This is a genomic window from Streptomyces sp. NPDC029466 (assembly GCF_055574515.1).
The window spans coordinates 28,982-44,308 of the sequence record NZ_JBVHZH010000043.1; the positions used below are offsets into that span (position 1 = coordinate 28,982).

At 73.0% G+C, this 15,327-nt stretch carries 14 protein-coding genes; all 14 read right to left on the reverse strand.

Going from position 1 to position 15,327, the window contains the following annotated elements; genetic code table 11:
- Window positions 1–9: 9 nt before the first annotated feature.
- The 14 genes from ACZ4XD_RS28380 to ACZ4XD_RS28445 are packed head-to-tail and all read right to left on the reverse strand — an operon-like array spanning window position 10 to window position 15,204.
- Window positions 10–1,968: a phage tail protein gene (locus ACZ4XD_RS28380; RefSeq protein ID WP_468046689.1), complete on the reverse strand. Its 1,959-nt coding sequence runs from the start codon at window positions 1,966–1,968 to the stop codon at window positions 10–12.
- The gene (locus tag ACZ4XD_RS28385; protein WP_468046691.1) at window positions 1,965–4,022 is read right to left on the reverse strand and encodes a putative baseplate assembly protein; all 2,058 of its coding nucleotides are present in this window, start codon (window positions 4,020–4,022) and stop codon (window positions 1,965–1,967) included. The genes ACZ4XD_RS28380 and ACZ4XD_RS28385 overlap by 4 nt, the downstream gene beginning before the upstream one ends.
- Window positions 4,019–5,971: a putative baseplate assembly protein gene (locus ACZ4XD_RS28390; RefSeq protein ID WP_468046693.1), complete on the reverse strand. Its 1,953-nt coding sequence runs from the start codon at window positions 5,969–5,971 to the stop codon at window positions 4,019–4,021. The genes ACZ4XD_RS28385 and ACZ4XD_RS28390 overlap by 4 nt, the downstream gene beginning before the upstream one ends.
- Window positions 5,968–6,390, reverse strand: a complete 423-nt coding sequence (locus tag ACZ4XD_RS28395; protein WP_468046694.1) for a GPW/gp25 family protein — start codon at window positions 6,388–6,390, stop codon at window positions 5,968–5,970. The genes ACZ4XD_RS28390 and ACZ4XD_RS28395 overlap by 4 nt, the downstream gene beginning before the upstream one ends.
- Window positions 6,387–7,082, reverse strand: a complete 696-nt coding sequence (locus ACZ4XD_RS28400) for a phage baseplate assembly protein V (protein ID WP_423671452.1) — start codon at window positions 7,080–7,082, stop codon at window positions 6,387–6,389. The genes ACZ4XD_RS28395 and ACZ4XD_RS28400 overlap by 4 nt, the downstream gene beginning before the upstream one ends.
- A 2-nt stretch (window positions 7,083–7,084) precedes the next feature.
- Window positions 7,085–8,266, reverse strand: a complete 1,182-nt coding sequence (locus tag ACZ4XD_RS28405; protein WP_468046696.1) for a phage late control D family protein — start codon at window positions 8,264–8,266, stop codon at window positions 7,085–7,087.
- A gap of 10 nt (window positions 8,267–8,276) precedes the next feature.
- Entirely contained in the window at window positions 8,277–8,948 is a 672-nt protein-coding gene (locus ACZ4XD_RS28410; protein ID WP_423671456.1) for a CIS tube protein, read from the reverse strand.
- Window positions 8,945–9,130, reverse strand: a complete 186-nt coding sequence (locus tag ACZ4XD_RS28415) for a putative phage tail protein (RefSeq protein WP_468046699.1) — start codon at window positions 9,128–9,130, stop codon at window positions 8,945–8,947. The genes ACZ4XD_RS28410 and ACZ4XD_RS28415 overlap by 4 nt, the downstream gene beginning before the upstream one ends.
- A gap of 5 nt (window positions 9,131–9,135) precedes the next feature.
- Window positions 9,136–9,654: a phage tail protein gene (locus tag ACZ4XD_RS28420; RefSeq protein WP_398298326.1), complete on the reverse strand. Its 519-nt coding sequence runs from the start codon at window positions 9,652–9,654 to the stop codon at window positions 9,136–9,138.
- A complete protein-coding gene (locus ACZ4XD_RS28425; RefSeq protein WP_468046701.1) occupies window positions 9,651–11,144 on the reverse strand; it encodes a phage tail sheath family protein in 1,494 nt (497 codons plus the stop codon). The genes ACZ4XD_RS28420 and ACZ4XD_RS28425 overlap by 4 nt, the downstream gene beginning before the upstream one ends.
- Before the next feature lies 1 nt (window position 11,145).
- Window positions 11,146–11,601: a phage tail protein gene (locus ACZ4XD_RS28430; RefSeq protein ID WP_009720918.1), complete on the reverse strand. Its 456-nt coding sequence runs from the start codon at window positions 11,599–11,601 to the stop codon at window positions 11,146–11,148.
- Window positions 11,602–11,631: 30 nt separating this feature from the next.
- Complete coding sequence (locus ACZ4XD_RS28435; protein WP_468046703.1) at window positions 11,632–13,896, reverse strand: phage tail sheath family protein; 2,265 nt, start codon at window positions 13,894–13,896, stop codon at window positions 11,632–11,634.
- A 10-nt stretch (window positions 13,897–13,906) separates the two neighbouring features.
- Window positions 13,907–14,629 (reverse strand): carboxypeptidase regulatory-like domain-containing protein, encoded by a 723-nt coding sequence (locus ACZ4XD_RS28440; protein WP_468046705.1) that lies wholly within the window; start codon window positions 14,627–14,629, stop codon window positions 13,907–13,909.
- Complete coding sequence (locus tag ACZ4XD_RS28445; RefSeq protein WP_468046707.1) at window positions 14,626–15,204, reverse strand: Pvc16 family protein; 579 nt, start codon at window positions 15,202–15,204, stop codon at window positions 14,626–14,628. The genes ACZ4XD_RS28440 and ACZ4XD_RS28445 overlap by 4 nt, the downstream gene beginning before the upstream one ends.
- Window positions 15,205–15,327 lie beyond the last annotated feature (123 nt).

Genomic DNA, 15,327 nt, shown 5'->3' on the forward strand with positions numbered 1-15,327 from the left:
CACGTCCTCTCACGACACCTGTGTGTGCACACCGACGGCGGAGACGACTCCCACGCCCACCCCTCGGCGCAATCCTCTTGGCCCCGGCCTCAGCACCCCGTCGCGGTTCAGCCGCAGGGGTTGCGCGCCGTCCAGTACGGGCCGCGGAAGCGGGACGAACGCGGTGTCCACGCCGACCGTGGACCGCGAACCGACCACGAAACCCGCACCACCGGTCCGTACCGACCCCACCGTGTGCGCGGGCGCCTGCCGCTCCACCAGCCGCGCGAGCGCCGTCCCGTCCGCCGACCCGGCGGGCAAGGCCAGCCGGAACCGGTGCGCGTGCGCGGTGAACGGGTCGCTGTCGGGGGCGCCGAACGCCCGCAGCGGCGCCGCACCCAGCGCCGAGCCGCCGACCCGGAACCGGCTCGCCGACCGGCCGAACAGCCTTATGGCGCCCAGCCCTTGGTCCCGTCCCGGCTCCACGCCGGAGCCGCCGACGGACGCGTGCAGGTGTGCCCAGCGGCGGTCCGTCGCCAGTTCGTCGACGACCGGGGTCACCCCGAACACGATGCGCACCGCCTCCCGCAGCGCCCACGGCGTACCCCGGCGCCGGTACAGCTCCGGGGCGGCGGCCAGCAACCTGCGCCGGGTGCGGGCGTCCCAGCCCGCCTCGTACGACAGGCCCAGCAGCCCGGCGAGCCACGGCAGCACCAGGTCGGGGACGCCGGCCGGGTCCAGGAGTGCCGGATACCGCTCGATGACCCGGTCGAGCTGGGCGAGCGTGGCGTCGAACAGCGACAGGAAGCGTTCGGTGAAGTCGTCGGCCGCGGGGTCCTCGCGGAAGGCGGGCGGCAGCAGATCGGCGCTGGTGACCCGGGGGAAGTCCAGCCGGATCCGGCGGACGACCGGGGTCGCGGCGCCGTCGCCGGAGAGCCCCAGTCGCAGCCGCAGGAAGCGGCCGGGCGGCTGGTCCACGAGGAAGTCCGTGGTTCCCGGGGCCGACACCTGCCAGTCGCTGTCGTCGTAGTGGCTGTCCTCGGTCACCACGATCTGTACGGTGACGGCCGTCCCGTCGGGCACGTCGGCGTCCACGCGGACGCGGTGCCAGCGGCAGCGCGAAATGCCGCTGTCGATCAGGGTGGTGACGTACGACCCGCTGGTCACGTACGCGTCAGTGGCGGGCGGTGCGGGGTCCTTGGGCCGGCCCTGCCAGGTGTAACAGGTGGTCTGGGGGCCGTCGGGGCCCTTCTCGTTCAGGCAGAACCCGTCGTCGTCGGCCGAGGTGAGGGCGGATGGCGGAAGGGCGGCGGCCAGCTCGTCCATGGCGACGGTGTCGAAGGGGCGGCGGTGGCCGCCCCGGTGGATCGTGAGCCGTCCGCCGTCGTCGGTGAGCAGCCACACGGTCCGCTCCCGTCCGGTGCGCAGGCCGATGACCTCGCCGCGGGCGCCGGTGCGGAGCACGCCCCGCAAGCGGCCCGTCTGGTCATACCGCCTCACGTCCGTGCTGCCCTGGCAGGCCACCAGGATCTCGTCGCCGGGGGCGGGGACGGCCCAGCGGGGCCGCTCGGCCCGGATCACCCCGGCGAGTTGCGCGCCCTCGCGGTGCCACACCAGGACACGGCCGGAGTCCACGACGGCCAGCCGGTGTCCGCGCGCGGCGACCGAGACCGGCTCGCGCAGCAGGCCGGGGTCGCAGCCGGGCGGCCAGACCGGAGTGAAGGCGCCGCAGGAGTCGCGGCGCAGCAGCCGCCGCTCTCCGGGGATGAGCAGGTACCAGGCGCACGGCCCGCACCCGGGCGCGAGGCGGGGGTCGGGGAACCACGGCAGCAGCTGTCCCCTGGTGGGGCCTTCGGGTGCGCTGCCGGGGTGGGCGAGGCGGAGGCCGGACGGATCGCCGAAACCGACGATGTCCTGGGCCTCCTGCTCGTCCCAGCCGACGTAGGCGTCGAGCAGACGGAAGGTCGCGGGGTGCGGGGTGCACGTCATGGCTGGTCTCCTACCGGGATCAGCAGCGGGCGCTCCGGCCAGACGAGGGTGTGGGGCGGGAGGGCGTGGTCGGTGCAGGGCGGCAGGCGCATGCCGTCGACGGTGAGCGAGAGCCGGGTGACGGCCAGCACCCCGTCGACCGCCAGGAGCCGCCGGACCAGCGCGGTGTGCCGCAGCGCGCCGCCGAACGGCCAGCCCGCGCCGTCCTCCCCGCCGCGCAGCGGATCCAGGTAGGTGCGCACCGTGTCGCCCGCCCGGGCCAGGACCGCGGCCCGGTCGAGGTCCGGGTCGAGCGTGACCCAGGACTCCACGCCGACGCGGCGGTAGGGGGCGGGGGCGGCGACCACCGTGACCCCGGCGGGTGCGGCGTCGCGCGACAGGAAGTCGGCGACGGCCCGCAGGGTGGCGGCGGTGGGGACGGGCGGTTCGGCGGCGTCGTCGCCCGGCGGTACGGAGGGTACGACGAGGACGCCCACGACGCCGGGGATCGGCTTTCCGGCGAAGTCGGGGTGCAGGCCGGGCACGCCCCGGGCGCGGGCCACCGAGGCGCCGGGTGCGCGGAGGGCGAGCTGACCGTAGTCGGCGGGGGCCACGGCCCGGCCGCGGGCCCGCAGTTCGCCGACGCCGCGGCGCATGGCGTCGGCGTCGGGCTCAGCGTCCGAACCGCCGGAGGCCGGGAAGGGGTTGCCCACGCCGGTGACGAACGGCAGCGCGGTCACCACTCCGCTCACGGCCCCCGCCCGTACGGCGCCGGCGCTGCCGCCGCCCACGCGGTAGCGCACGGCGCGGACGTTGCGGAAGCCGGGCGGGACGGCCATGCCGTTGACGCCGTCCCCGAAGGTCACTTCCCCGCTCTCGTGGTCCACGGTGAACACGCGGTCGTCGGCGCCGTACCCGGCCAGGCTCTCCACCTCGCGCCACCGGGTGGAGGCTCCGGCGGTGGTGCCGAACACGTCGCCGCCCGTGTCGTCGTCGACCTCGATGACCACCGATCCGGCGAGGATGGGCACCTGGCTGAGCTTCATGCGCCGCCGCGCGGTCGCCGTACCGTCCTGGACGGGCTGGAGCGGCTCGTCGCGGATGGTGCGGGCGGCGGTGGCGGTGACCACGTTCAGCCGCAGTCCGGACAGGATCGGCGCCGGGCCGGGGAAGGCGCCGTGCGCGATCCGCAGGCGCAGCCAGCGCAGCAGCGGCCGGGGCCGGGCGCCGGGCGGGCTGCCCGGCTGCCACGAGCGCGGCACCCGCAGCTCGACGGTCCCGTTGGCGCTGAGCCCGGCCGTGGAGTCCCGCAGCACCTCGGCGGGGACGAGCCGGGTGCCGTCCAGCACGTCCCAGCGCAGCAGCGGCGCGGGCGGCAGCGGCAGGGGCGTCAGTCCGCCGGAGGCCGCGGGCGCGGGGGGCGCGGCGACGACCACGAAGCCCAGCGACAGCCGCGGGTAGGGGCCGGCCGGTCCGGCGAGTCCGATCCACAGCCCGTTGCCGGGCTGCGGGTCGCGGCCGAAGGGCGTGAAGGGGCGGCTGGGCCCGGACGGCCCCAGCGGCAGGGACTCCAGCCGTCCGGCCTCCTGGACGGCGAGGGCGCCGAGGGTGGCCGGTGTGGCGTACAGGTCCTGGTCCGTCTCGTAGACGACCTGCCCCGCCGGGGTGGAGGCCGCGCTCTGGAACCCGGCGGGGACGAGGACGGAGGAGCCGTCGGGCGGATTGACGGTGAACTCGAGGAGCGCGGCCGCCGCTCCGGCCGGGCGCCGCCGCACGCCCGCCGTCGCCAGGTGTTCGGCGAGCGCCTTCTCCGGGAGCCGGTTGACACGGCCGAGCACGGGTTCGGCGAGGGTGCCGAAGAGGCGGACGAGCGCGACACCGGCATCCTGGCGGTCGGGGTCGGTCCAGTCCGGGGCGTAGCCCGCGATGCGACCGCGGACGGCGGTGCGGACCGCCTCGCGGGTGGCGTCGACGAGTTCGGGCTGGACGCCGCTGGGCCCCGGTCCTGGCACGGTCCGGCCGTCCGCCCGCTCCTGTTCCCGGGCGTCCCGCTCCCACCACACGTCGCCGGTCATGTCAGCCCTTCCCCCGGTTCGACAGCGGGCACGATCCGGGTGCGGACCGTGCGCAGCACGGGAAGCTCCCCGGCCGCGAGCGGCACCTCGTCGCACGTCTCGTCCGCGTCGGCTCCGTCGAGGCCGACGCCGATGGCGGCGATGTCCGCGAGGTCCCCCAGCGCCCGTTGCGCGGCCCGCAGCAGGGCCGAGGGCCGCAGCGGCTGCCCGAACGGCCAGCCGTCCTGGTCGTCGCCGCCCACCAGCGGGTCGAGGAAGCGGCGCAGCGCCGCGGTCACCGCGGTGGCCACGCGGGTGCGGTCGGCCGGGTCACCGGAGAGGTCGATGCGCAGGGCGACATCGCGGTAGCGGGGCCCGCGGACGAAGACCTCGGAGGTGAGCAGCCGCGCCTTTTCGAGGCGGGCGGCGACCTCGCGCAGCATGCCCGGGTCGGGCAGCGGCGCGGCGACGAAGTCCTCGCGGGTGAGGTCGTCCCGGGGTGCGGCGGGGACGATGTGCACGGTCACCGCGCCGGGCACCGTGGCGCACGGGAAGCCGGGGTGCTCGCCGAGGGCCGGGTAGGCGCGGGCCACGGCGACGCCCGGGGTCGTACGGGCCAGGGTGACGAAGTCGTCGGCGGTGACCGCGCGGGTCACCTCGCCGAGCGACGCGGCCGCGCGCTGCCGCGCCTCGGGAACCGTCTCCGGGTCCGCGCCGCCTTCGGCCCGTACGAGGTTGGCGGCCGAGACCGCGCCGATCCCGGCCGGATCGTCGGTGGCCGGGAGCCAGTTGGCGGTCATGCCGCCGTTGCCGTCCCTGCCGCCGCCGGTCACGTAGGCCACGTGCACGTCCGGGTCCGAGTGGGGGATGCGTCCGGTGAGTCCGTCGCCGAACACCAGCGCGCCCTCGGCCCGGTCGAGTACGAAGATGCGGTCCGCCGGTGCGCCGAAGGTGAAGTCCGGCACACGCGTCCACTCATCGCCCGCCAGGCGCACGGTGATGACCTCCAGGAGGCGGTCGGCGGCGTCCGGCAGGACGAGGTGCTGTCCGGGCAGCCTGAGCCAGGCCTCGATCTGCTCCTGGAGGTCGGCGCCGTCCACCGTGCGGTACGTGCGGTGGTGTGCGGCGGACACGTTGACGGCGAGCTGGAGGAGGCGGGGCGGGGCCGCGTAGGTGGCGGCCGGGGTCGACACCAGGAGCCCGGTGTCCTGGGTGGTCCAGTCGGCGGGAGGGTGGAGCCGGACGATTCCGGACCGGCGGAGGCCGGCCGTGCCGTCCTCGATCTTTTCGAACTCGCCGGAGATGCCCGTGCCCGGGCGGAACCAGGACCAGGTCAGCTCGGCGGGCGGCGGCACATCCTCGATCGCCCCGGGCAGCCACGACGGTACGCACACGGCGGGCGCGTCCAGTTCCACGAGCAGGCAGATCGGGCCGGGCGCCGGGTGCTCTCCGGTGAGTGGCAAGGTGAAGCGGGCCTCGGCCGGGTCGCCGTCGCTCGCCAGCAGGGCGATGCCACGGCGGGCCCGCAGGTCCGCCGTGCGGTCGCGGTCGGTCCACACGGTGATCTCACCGCCCTCGGCGAGCGGGAGGACGGCCACGTCGTCGTCGAGGGTGAACACGATCCGGCCCGTGGGGTCCCGGGTCAGCGCCGTCCCCGCGGGGACGAGGGGTACGGCGGTGTCCTCCTGCTGTGCGGCAAGGCGCAGCACGGTGGCGGCAGGGTGGGCGGGGCGCGGCGGGTCGATGTCGAGCAGCCGCAGTATGGCGACCACGAGCGCGTCCGGCACCTGGTCGAGCCAGTACAGCCGCTGTTCGAGGAGGTAGGCGAAGAGTTCGAGGAGGGTGACACCGGGGTCGACGGGCGCGTGCAGTGTCCAGGTGCCGTCCGACTCGGCGGGGATGCGGCGGCGGATGGCCGCCATCATGTCGGACCAGGTGAGGTCGTCCAGCTTGGGCGCGGGCAACGTCATGGCGTCCCCCCAACGGATCCCGTGAGGCCCGTGAGCCCGGTGTAGAAGGGGAACACCAGGTTCGCCTTGGTGTTGCTGCGCCGGATGCGGTAGACGATCGAGACGGTGATCCGCGACTCGTCGGCCGGGTCGGCCTCCGCGCGGACCTCCTCCAGTTCCACGCGCGGCTCGTGGTCGCGGACGGCGGCGGCGATCGAGTGCTCCAGGTCGCGCAGGTTCTGCACGCTGCCGGGAGCGAACAGCAACTCATGGGCGCGGGTGCCCAGTTCGGGTTGCATGACGCGCTCGCCGGTGCCGGTGAGCAGCAGCGCCCGCAGACAGTGCTCGATGCTCTCCTCGCCGACGGCGTAGCCGAGCCGCCCGGACGCGTCGGGCAGGATCGGAAACCGCCAGCCGGTCCCGAGGAACTCCTCGCTCATGCCGTCCTCGCCTTCTTGGCCAGCACGGCCGGGGTGAGCGGCGGGGCCGGCGGGCCGGTCGGCCCGGTGGCGGAGGGGTGGGTGTGGGTGTTGAAAGCCTGGAGCAGCGCGTTGCCGAGGACGAGGGGTTCGGTGGCGCCGCCGCCGAGGTCGATGGAGGGCGAATCGAGGGTCACCTTCGGCGCCCTGAGGGTGATGTCGCCCTGGGCGGTCACGGTGACGCTGCCGCCCTCGGCCGCGGTGATCCGGATCGCCTTGCCCTGGTCGTCCAGCTCCACCACGTGTCCGGCGGCGGAGGTGATCCGTACCGCGGCCTTGGACTCGGTGTCGTCCAGGAGCACTTCATGGCCGTGCTTGGTCCGGATCATCTTCTGGTCGCGGCCGTCGGTGCGGGCGGTCGGCGGTTTGTCCTCGCCGTTGTAGAGGCCGCCCAGGACGATCGGGTACCGCATGTCGCCGTGCACGAAGGCGACGAGCACCTCGTCGCCCTTCTCGGGCACGAACACCGAGCCGTAGCCGTTTCCCGCGTACAGCTGGCCGACCCGGATCCAGTCGGTGACGGTGGTGTCGTCGAACCAGGGGAACTTCAGCTTGACCTGGCCCTCGTCGTTGCCCTCGTTCTCCACGACGAGCGCTTCGACCACGCCGTAGTAGCGCTTGTCGGTGGAACGGGCGCGTGGCGTGCCCCTCATGGTCACTGGTCCCCCTGATGGATCCGCCGTGCGGTGAACTGGGTGAAGAAACCGCTGGTGTTGAGGGTGTGCTCGACCCGTTTGACGAAGTAGGTGCCGGAGAAGCGGCGGCCGAGCCCGTAGATCTCGAGGTTGTCGCCGGGCCGCAACTCGGGCAGGCCCGCCACCTTGCCGGTGGCGGTGATGAACTCGTACGCCCGCTCGCGCAGCAGGCTGATCGCCAGTTCGCGGGCCTCCTGGTCACTGCCGACCGGCGCGTCGACCATGACCTCCTGGCGGCCCTGCAGCGTGGACTCGGCGGCCTGCGGCCCGCTCTGCCCGTCGGCCGTGTTCTGCCCGGCGGGAAGGTTCTCGGCGGTCGCGGTGAATGCGATGGGCTGTTTCGTACGCGAGTCCCAGCCGCGCACGGTGACCTTGCTGACCTGCTGGGACACCGTCAGCGTCGGGGTGAACTCGATCAGGTTGGGGATCAGCCCCGCGGGCTGGCCGGTGGGGCCGGTGGTCAGCCCCGGCGCGTACGCCAGCCGGTACACGCGGATCGGGCGGCCGTCGCGGCCGTCGGTCGGCTTGATGAAGTACAGCGTGTCCTCGCCGGTCTTCGCGTCCGGCAGGATGTAGCAGTCGAAGTCCAGCCGCTTGGCCCGCTCCAGCAGGAACGTGGCGTCGTCCTGGTTTTTCTGCACCACCACATCGTGGGTGGGCCCTTCCCTGGTGACCTCGATGCGCAGGTGGTTGCGCTGGGCGATCTGCTCGGCGATGCGCCAGTCGGGCACATTGCGGTAGATCTTGGTCTCGTTCTCGGTGGGTTTGCGGTCCTTGAGCCGCAGCAGCCCGTCCACGCCGCTGACCTGGACGGTGGGCGAGGCGCCGTCGGTGAACTTCGGGCTGAGCGTGGAGATGGTCCCGGTGGCGACAGTGAGCAGCTTGTCGGCGTAGCCGAGCCGCACCGTGACCCGGCCGCCGAGCCGGAAGTTCGCCGAATCGCTGTGCTTGAACCGCAGGTGCGCGTCGTCCCAGTTGTTCAGGGTGAGATCGAAGCCGGACATCTCGTCGATGTCCCGGTTCACCTTGATGTCGATGATGTCGTTCTTGGTGGACGGGTCCATCTCCAGGCCCTCGATGCGCACCTCGAACTCCGGCGCGTACCGGTCGGGCGGGGCCACCTCGGGTGCGGGGGTGCTCATCGCGCCCTCCTCACGGCAGCCGGGGCACGGTCAGCACCCGGCCCGGCCGCAGGTCGCGCGGATCGCTGATGCCGTTGGCGCGCGCCAGCTCCCGCCAGGCGTCGGGCCGCCGGTACAGCGCGGCGGAGATGGAGCTGAGCGTGTCGCCGCGGCGCACGACATAGCTCTTCTCCACCGTGGGCGAGGAGCGCGGTGTCTCGGCGACCTGCACGGCGGCCGTACGGAACTCCTTGAGCGAGAGGTCCAGCATGGCGCGCAGCGGCACCCCGTCCGGCCGGAACAGCTGGTAGTTGACGTCCAGCTTCTCCACGACGCCGGTGAAGACCTCCTCGTCCCAGACGAAGCGGACGACCGGTGGCGCGTGTTCGCGGCTGTCGGGCCGCAGCAGGTTGCGCAGTGCGTTGACGTAGGCGGTCCGTACGTTCTCCAGGGTGTCGGAGGTGTCCACCAGCGCCTGGACCGTGAGGGTTTCCGTGCCGCCGCGGATGTACTGCAGGGGCGGGGTTTCCAGGCCGGGGATGGTGATCTCGGCGAACGTGTTGCTCTTGCTCAGCTTGTAGTCGGTGGGGTTGAACCGCAGCGGGATCCGCCGCTGCCGTTCGTCGGCGATCACCGGGCGGACGATCTCCAGGCGGGCCCGGGCGGCGCCCTGGCGGGCGAAGGACACGGGGGTCACGCTCATTGTTGGCCCTCCCCGTCCCCGAAGCTGCGTTCCGTCTGGGTGCGTTGGGCTCGGGCGCACTGGTCCTCGTACAGCTTCGCCCAGGCCTGGATGTGCTTGTTGAACAGCTCCGTGAACACGGCGCCGTCGTCGCCGTCCACCTGGAACCGGACCTCCAGCTGGTGAATGGTCACCTTCGACACACCGGTCACCTCCCTCGGCCCAGGCGCGACAGAGCGTCCGCCGCGGCGTCCTGCAGGACCTTCGTCAACCCCTCGTGCGCGATCTCCAGCGACTCGATGGCGATCGCGTTCTGCTCCGCGTGCAGGTCCGGGCCGCTCCACTTGGCGGCCAGTCCGCCGTGGAAGGCCCACGCCGCGCCGGGCACCCCGTCCGGGCCGAGCACGATCACGGCGCCGTCGCGGCGGGCGCCCAGTGAGTCGGCGAGCCCGGCCTGGTACCAGGACCACAGCCCCGGGTCGCGCACCACGCCGCGCTTGAGCGTGATCCGGTTCCAGGAGTGGCGCAGCGGCAGCTGGTGGACCGAGTCGTTGCGGCCGCCCTCCGGGTAGCTCGTCACCTCCAGCTGCGCGCCGAGCCCGGTGACCTCCTGGAACGCGCCGGACGCGGCCAGGGGCAGCAACAGTGCCTGCGCGGGCGGCAGATAGGCGTCGCCGGGGTCGAGGGTGACCAGGAAGCGGTATTTGGGCAGGGGATCCAGGGTCATGCCTCGATTACCTCCAGGTCTCGGTCCTGGCCGAGTACGAGACGGAGCCGGATGAACTCCATGGGGACGGCCGGGGCGACCTCGAACTCGCAGACCAGCTGCCCCGGGTCCTGCTCGGGCGGGTTGTTGGTGTCGTCGCACACCACCCGGAACGCCTGCTCGGGCCGGTCACCGGCGAGCGCCCCGGCGCGGAAGGCCGACAGGAGTACGGAGGTCAGCGCCCGCACCAGGGTCAGCCGCAGTTCGGGCGAGTTGACGTCGAACACCAGCGGGCTCGCCGCCCGCCGGATGGCCCGCACCAGCAGGTGCACCAGCCTGCGATGCGCGATGTAGCGGGTGCGCGGGTCGGCGGACAGGGTGCGCCCGCCCCACACCATCAGCCCCTGCCCGCGGGTGCACCGGAGCAGGTTGACGCCTGCGTCGAACAGCCGGACCTGCTGCGGTTCGGGGTACTCGGCAGCGAGGTCGACCGCCTCCAGGATCACGGCGTTCGCGGGCGTGTGGTGGGCGCCGCGCTCGCCGTCGAGGCGGGCGATGACGCCCAGGACGTGCCCGGACGCCGGGACGACGCGCAGGTCGTGCCCGTCGGGGACGCACAGCGGCGGGTGGTAGACGGCGGCGCAGCCGAGCAGCCCGGCATCGCCGGTGGCCGCCAGGGACTCCGCCCAGCCGGCCGCCTCGTCCACGGAGGACAGCCGGGGCGGTACGTCCAGGACGGCGAGCCGGTCGTGCGACGGCTCGATGCTGCGCAGCAGTTCCAGCACCAGGTCGGTGTGGGTGGTGCCGGACAGATCCGTGCCGAGGTCCGGCAGCGCCACCAGCGCCGGTTCCGGCAGTTCGGCCTGGGTGGTGACGGCGTCCGCGTACGCGTCGCGGGTGGGCGCCGCGTCGGTGCCGCCCGCGAGGGCGAGGTCCCAGGACATCGTGATGGGGCCGGGTGGTCCCGGCGGTGGTGGCGGCCCGTCCGGGATCAGCCGGATGTAGCGGGACGCGGTCAGCCGGTCAGCCACGTCGGTGAGCGGCAGCCCGGGGAAGGTCTCGGGCGGCTCGCCGGGCAGCAGGACCCGTACGCCCACGGTGGGGGGGCCGGCGACCGTGCTGGACTGGTAGCGGATGGCGACGCGGGCGCCGTTGGCCCAGGCGCCGGGGCTGGCGGCGACCACCCGGAAGCCCGTGGCGGCCAGCCCGCTCAGAGGACCGGCCGGCCACCGGGTCCGGGCCGTGGTGGCCGGCCCGGACACGCGGAGCACCCAGGCGGTGCGGCCACCGTTCTCGAAGAAGCCGCGCAGTGCGTACGGGGTGGCGAAGGCGCCGTTCGGCGGTCCGAAGGCGGCCACGACGTCGTTCCAGCTCTCCACGCGCACGGGAGTGCCGACCGGGCCGCGGCGGAGCCGGCCCAGGAACGCCGCCACGTCGGTGCGCAGCGGCTCCGTGTCGGGGTCACGGGTCGCGGACGTCAGGGATACGCCGGGAAGCGCTTCGCCGGCCATGTCAGGCGTCGATCTCCAGCTTCTCGACCGCCAGGACGAGGGTCTCCATGGCGATCTCGTTCTTGGTGGCGCTGAGCGTCGGGCCGGTGTACTTGGTCGGCCAGCCGCGGTCGAAGTTCCAGCGCATGGCCTCCTGGCGGTTCTCGTCCAGCAGCACGATCGACCCGGAGGTGCGCCGCACCTTGCCGTTGAGGGCTTCGACGACCCAGTTCCAGAAGCCGACGTGGCCGGTGATGCCGCGCTTGAAGGTGAGGTTGGTGAACTTCTTCAGCCCCGGGATCTTGCGGACGGTGATGTCCTCGCTCCCGGTGCGGTACTCGATCGGCGGAACCTCCAGCTCCAGCCCGCTCACCTCGGTGAAGGACCCGCTCACCGCGACCCCGTCGTCGCTGACGTTGGTGACGATGATCTGGAAGTTGTAGGACGCGTACGGATCGTCCCTGGTAACGGGCGGCATGGTGGCCTCTCTTCAGTCCTCGTCGGGCACTCAGGCGAGCTGGCTCTCGCGGGTCTTCTGCTGGATCCGGAAGATCACGAACTCCGCCGGGAAGACCGGCGCGACGCCGATGACGCAAATGAGGCGGCCGTTGGCCAGGTCGTCCTCCGTCATCGTGGTGCGGTCGCAGGCGACGAAGAACGCCTCGTCGGCGGTCGTCCCGGCGAGCGCGCCACTGCGCCAGACGGTGGTGAGGAAGTTGGTGACCGTCTGGCGGACCAGGGCCCACAGCGCCTCGTCGTTCGGCTCGAACACCACCCACTGGGTGCCCTCGTCGATCGACTCCTCCAGGTAGAGGAACAGCCGCCGGACGTTGATGTACTTCCATGAGCTGTCCGAGGAGAGCGTGCGCGCGCCCCACACCCGGTGGCCCATCCCGGGGAAGAACCGCAGCGCGTTGATGCCCTTGGGGTTGAGCAGGTCCTGATGGCGCTTGGTGACGTCCTGGGCGATGCCGTCGGTCAGCCGGATGCCGCGGATGACCGCGTTCGCCGGTGCCTTGTGCACCCCGCGCTCCACGTCCGTACGGGCGTAGATCCCGGCCATGTGGCCCGACGGCGGCACCTCGGTGTCGCGGCCCGTCGACGGGTCGCGGGTGACCAGCCACGGGTGGTAGAGCGCCGCGTACTTGGTGTCGAACGGCTCACGGAACGCCTGGATGCCCTCGATGCCCAGACCGTCCTGCGGATCGAGGATCGCGAACCGGTCGCGGAGCAGTTCGCAGTGGGTGATCAGGGCCGATTCGACGGTCCCGGACCACACCCCCGGCACCGCGCAGACGGCCACCTCGTCGATGTCCTCCAGCGCGGCGATGCCGGTGCGCTTGCCGCTGCCGCCGTCCTCGCCGACGAAGTCCGCGACGCTCAGGCTTCCGTAGGCGTCGTCCCCGTCCGCCAGGGTCAGCCAGGAGCCGACCGCGGGCACGGGGAACTTCGCCGGGTCGGTGGACAGGCCGGCCAGCGCGGTCGCCCGCACCAGCTGCGAGCGGCCGGCCAGGGTGGTCGCCAGGTTCGACGGCGCGTCGCCGGTGAGCCGCAGGTTGCGGTACGACTCCGTCACCACCGTCCCCGAAGGGTCGGTGAACCGGGCGTCGACCTGCGCCTCGACCAGGTGCAGCCGGTCGGTTTCGAAGAGCGTTCCGGGCACGTTTCCGTCGAAGGTGACGACGTCCGCGGCGACCGACTGGACGGTGCGGATGGTCAGGCTGGTGCCGTCGTCGAGCTGGACGACGGCGCCGTCGTACAGCCGGCTCGCCCCGCCGACCCGCAGCGCGGGTCCCGCTGAGGTGTTGCCCCGGCGCACGCGGCGCACCAGCAGCCCCTTGCGCCATGCCTCATGGGACGTACCCGAAGGCAGGGTCAGCGTCACCTTCCCGTCCGCGGGCTGGCTGAGCTGAACCTTGAACCGGCCGGCGCCGATCTGCACCCAGACGTCGGCGGGCAGGTCGTCGGGGTCGAGTCCGGTCCTCGCGGCGACCTCGACCGTCTCGCTGTCCCCGGCGGCGTCCGCGGCCAGCTGCGTGATGAACAGCGCGCCCTCCTGCGGATCCGGCAGCACCGGCAGCGCGGCCCCGGCCATCGGCTGGATCCGCACCTGGACGCCGCCGCCCCACGAGCCGGGGCTGACGGCGGTGAACTCCAGTGTTTCCTCCGTGCTGCGGGTGCCGATCTGCACGTAGTCGCCGCGGGCCGTCCTGACCTCCGCGGGCAGCTCGGCGTCCAGTTCGATCCGGTGGGCGGTCGCGTCGTAGGCGGCGACACCGGCGGTGTGGATCGACTGCTGGTCGTCGCCGCGGAAGATCTGGATCTGCTGCCCCACGCCGGTGAACCCGATCAGGTGGCCGAGTTCCAGGCGGGTGGCGCCCTTGGCGGCGTCACCGGCGATCGGGCTCACCAGGCCGTGGCCCAGGACGCCCGAGGCCGGTGTCGCCTGCTTGGCGGCGACCCGCTTGATGTACAGGTGCTGGCCGCCGTTGTCGAAGAAGCCCTTGACCGCCAGCGGGAAGAGCCACCAGCGGCCGCCTTCGGCCGGATCGCCCGCCCAGGTGTCCCGGATCAGGGCGTCCGGCTCGGGGACGAACCCGCCGAACGTGCTCTGGAACTCGAGGAAGTTGGTGACGAGCTTGGGCTTGCCGGTGTACGGGCCGCGTACGGTGACCCCGGCCATGCCGGCCGTACTGGTGCTCACCCCCGCGATCGGCCGTGGGCCCGCATCGACCTCCTCGATGTAGACCCCGGGGCTCAGATACTCCGCCATGGACGGCTCCTTAACTCTCGCGGATCTCTATGACGTGCCGGCGCTCGATGTCCTGCGGCAGCCGCACGACCAGCGATCCGGATCTGCACGGCCGCTCGGTGGCCCGCAGGTGGAAGGTCTCCTCGACGGCGTGCTCACCGGTCTTCTCGCCCTCCCACCGCAGGGCCAGCCGGAAGGCGCCTGTGGCGTCGGACAGGGTGCGCTCGTGCCATGGCGTCAGGTCCCGGCTGGTCCGTCCCTCGGCCTCCACCAGCACATTGGCGATCGGCTGGGCGGTGGCCGCGTCGACCACGGCGCCGTGCACCGTGCGCACACCCGGCGGATAGGGGAAGGAGACACCCGGCAGTAGCCGGACCAGCCGCGGTTCCGCCGCCGCCGGCGGGTGGGTGTCGTCGTACGGGTGCACCAGGAACTCGACGCCCACCAGACCGGCCGAGAACGGCTGCCCGTCGGCCGGGTACAGCGGCTGGTAGCCGGCGGCCGCGAACCGGGCCCGGTGGCGCCGCGGCGGCGCCGCCCACGGCTCGGCGCACCGGCCAAGACCCGGATAGGCGAAGGCGGCGCTGGGCGTGCGCACCGCCGCGTCGTCCAGCGGCAGCCAGGCGCCGTCCTCGAACCGGTCCAGCTGGACCGTCACCCCGGCACTGCGCACCCGCCGGGCATAGTCGTCGAACGGGATGAACCAGGCGGGGCTGTGGAGGGTCGAGCGTGCCAGCGGCAGGAAACGGCTCATGGCGTCGCCGCCCCGCTGATGACCCGGCTGTGCACCGGGCGGACCGCCGTCTCGGTGGCGGAGTCCAGGTTGACCACGCGGACCTCGTAGTTCAGCGAAAGCCGGTACGGCTTCTGGATCGCGTACCAGACCCAGGACTTCTGGTCGAGGGTGAGCGGGGTGAGGCTGAGGTGCAGCGAGTCGGTGCTCGCCGCCAGGCTGCCGGACAGCTGCGTGCCGTCCAGGATCGCGTCGTCGTAGAACGTCTGCATCGCCCGGCCGAGCATCCGGTGCTGGGTCTCCTGGTCACCGCCCCATGGGGTGACCAGATAGCGCAGCAGCAGAGCCATCGGCGGCTTGCGGGTGACCGGCGGGTCGGGTGGCTGGGAGCGCACCGGTGGCCGGTTGCGCGACGTCGGGTCCTCGGCGATTTCGTAAAGGAACACGGTGAGTTTCGGCGGCGGTGTCTGCACCGTCTCGGAAAGATCGTTGAGTTCCGCGATCGGCGGTTCCACCTGGCTGAGCCCGCGCAAGGACTGGGTCAGGGCCTCCACGATGACCGTCGAGACGTCGGCGATGACGCCGAAGTCACCCATGCGAATCCTCCCCGCGCTCCGCACCCGAAAGCGTGCCGCGATGAGGATGCCGGGCCCCGCGTGACCCCATCGCGATTCACCCATCACACGAGCGTCACCAACCCGTCTCCGCCGCACGACGAT

Coding starts and splice junctions, on each gene's coding strand:
- ACZ4XD_RS28380 (WP_468046689.1), bottom strand. CDS start 1,968: ATGACGTGCACCCCGCACCCCGCGACCTTCCGTCTGCTCGACGCCTAC.
- ACZ4XD_RS28385 (WP_468046691.1), bottom strand. CDS start 4,022: ATGACCGGCGACGTGTGGTGGGAGCGGGACGCCCGGGAACAGGAGCGG.
- ACZ4XD_RS28390 (WP_468046693.1), bottom strand. CDS start 5,971: ATGACGTTGCCCGCGCCCAAGCTGGACGACCTCACCTGGTCCGACATG.
- ACZ4XD_RS28395 (WP_468046694.1), bottom strand. CDS start 6,390: ATGAGCGAGGAGTTCCTCGGGACCGGCTGGCGGTTTCCGATCCTGCCC.
- ACZ4XD_RS28400 (WP_423671452.1), bottom strand. CDS start 7,082: ATGAGGGGCACGCCACGCGCCCGTTCCACCGACAAGCGCTACTACGGC.
- ACZ4XD_RS28405 (WP_468046696.1), bottom strand. CDS start 8,266: ATGAGCACCCCCGCACCCGAGGTGGCCCCGCCCGACCGGTACGCGCCG.
- ACZ4XD_RS28410 (WP_423671456.1), bottom strand. CDS start 8,948: ATGAGCGTGACCCCCGTGTCCTTCGCCCGCCAGGGCGCCGCCCGGGCC.
- ACZ4XD_RS28420 (WP_398298326.1), bottom strand. CDS start 9,654: ATGACCCTGGATCCCCTGCCCAAATACCGCTTCCTGGTCACCCTCGAC.
- ACZ4XD_RS28425 (WP_468046701.1), bottom strand. CDS start 11,144: ATGGCCGGCGAAGCGCTTCCCGGCGTATCCCTGACGTCCGCGACCCGT.
- ACZ4XD_RS28430 (WP_009720918.1), bottom strand. CDS start 11,601: ATGCCGCCCGTTACCAGGGACGATCCGTACGCGTCCTACAACTTCCAG.
- ACZ4XD_RS28435 (WP_468046703.1), bottom strand. CDS start 13,896: ATGGCGGAGTATCTGAGCCCCGGGGTCTACATCGAGGAGGTCGATGCG.
- ACZ4XD_RS28440 (WP_468046705.1), bottom strand. CDS start 14,629: ATGAGCCGTTTCCTGCCGCTGGCACGCTCGACCCTCCACAGCCCCGCC.
- ACZ4XD_RS28445 (WP_468046707.1), bottom strand. CDS start 15,204: ATGGGTGACTTCGGCGTCATCGCCGACGTCTCGACGGTCATCGTGGAG.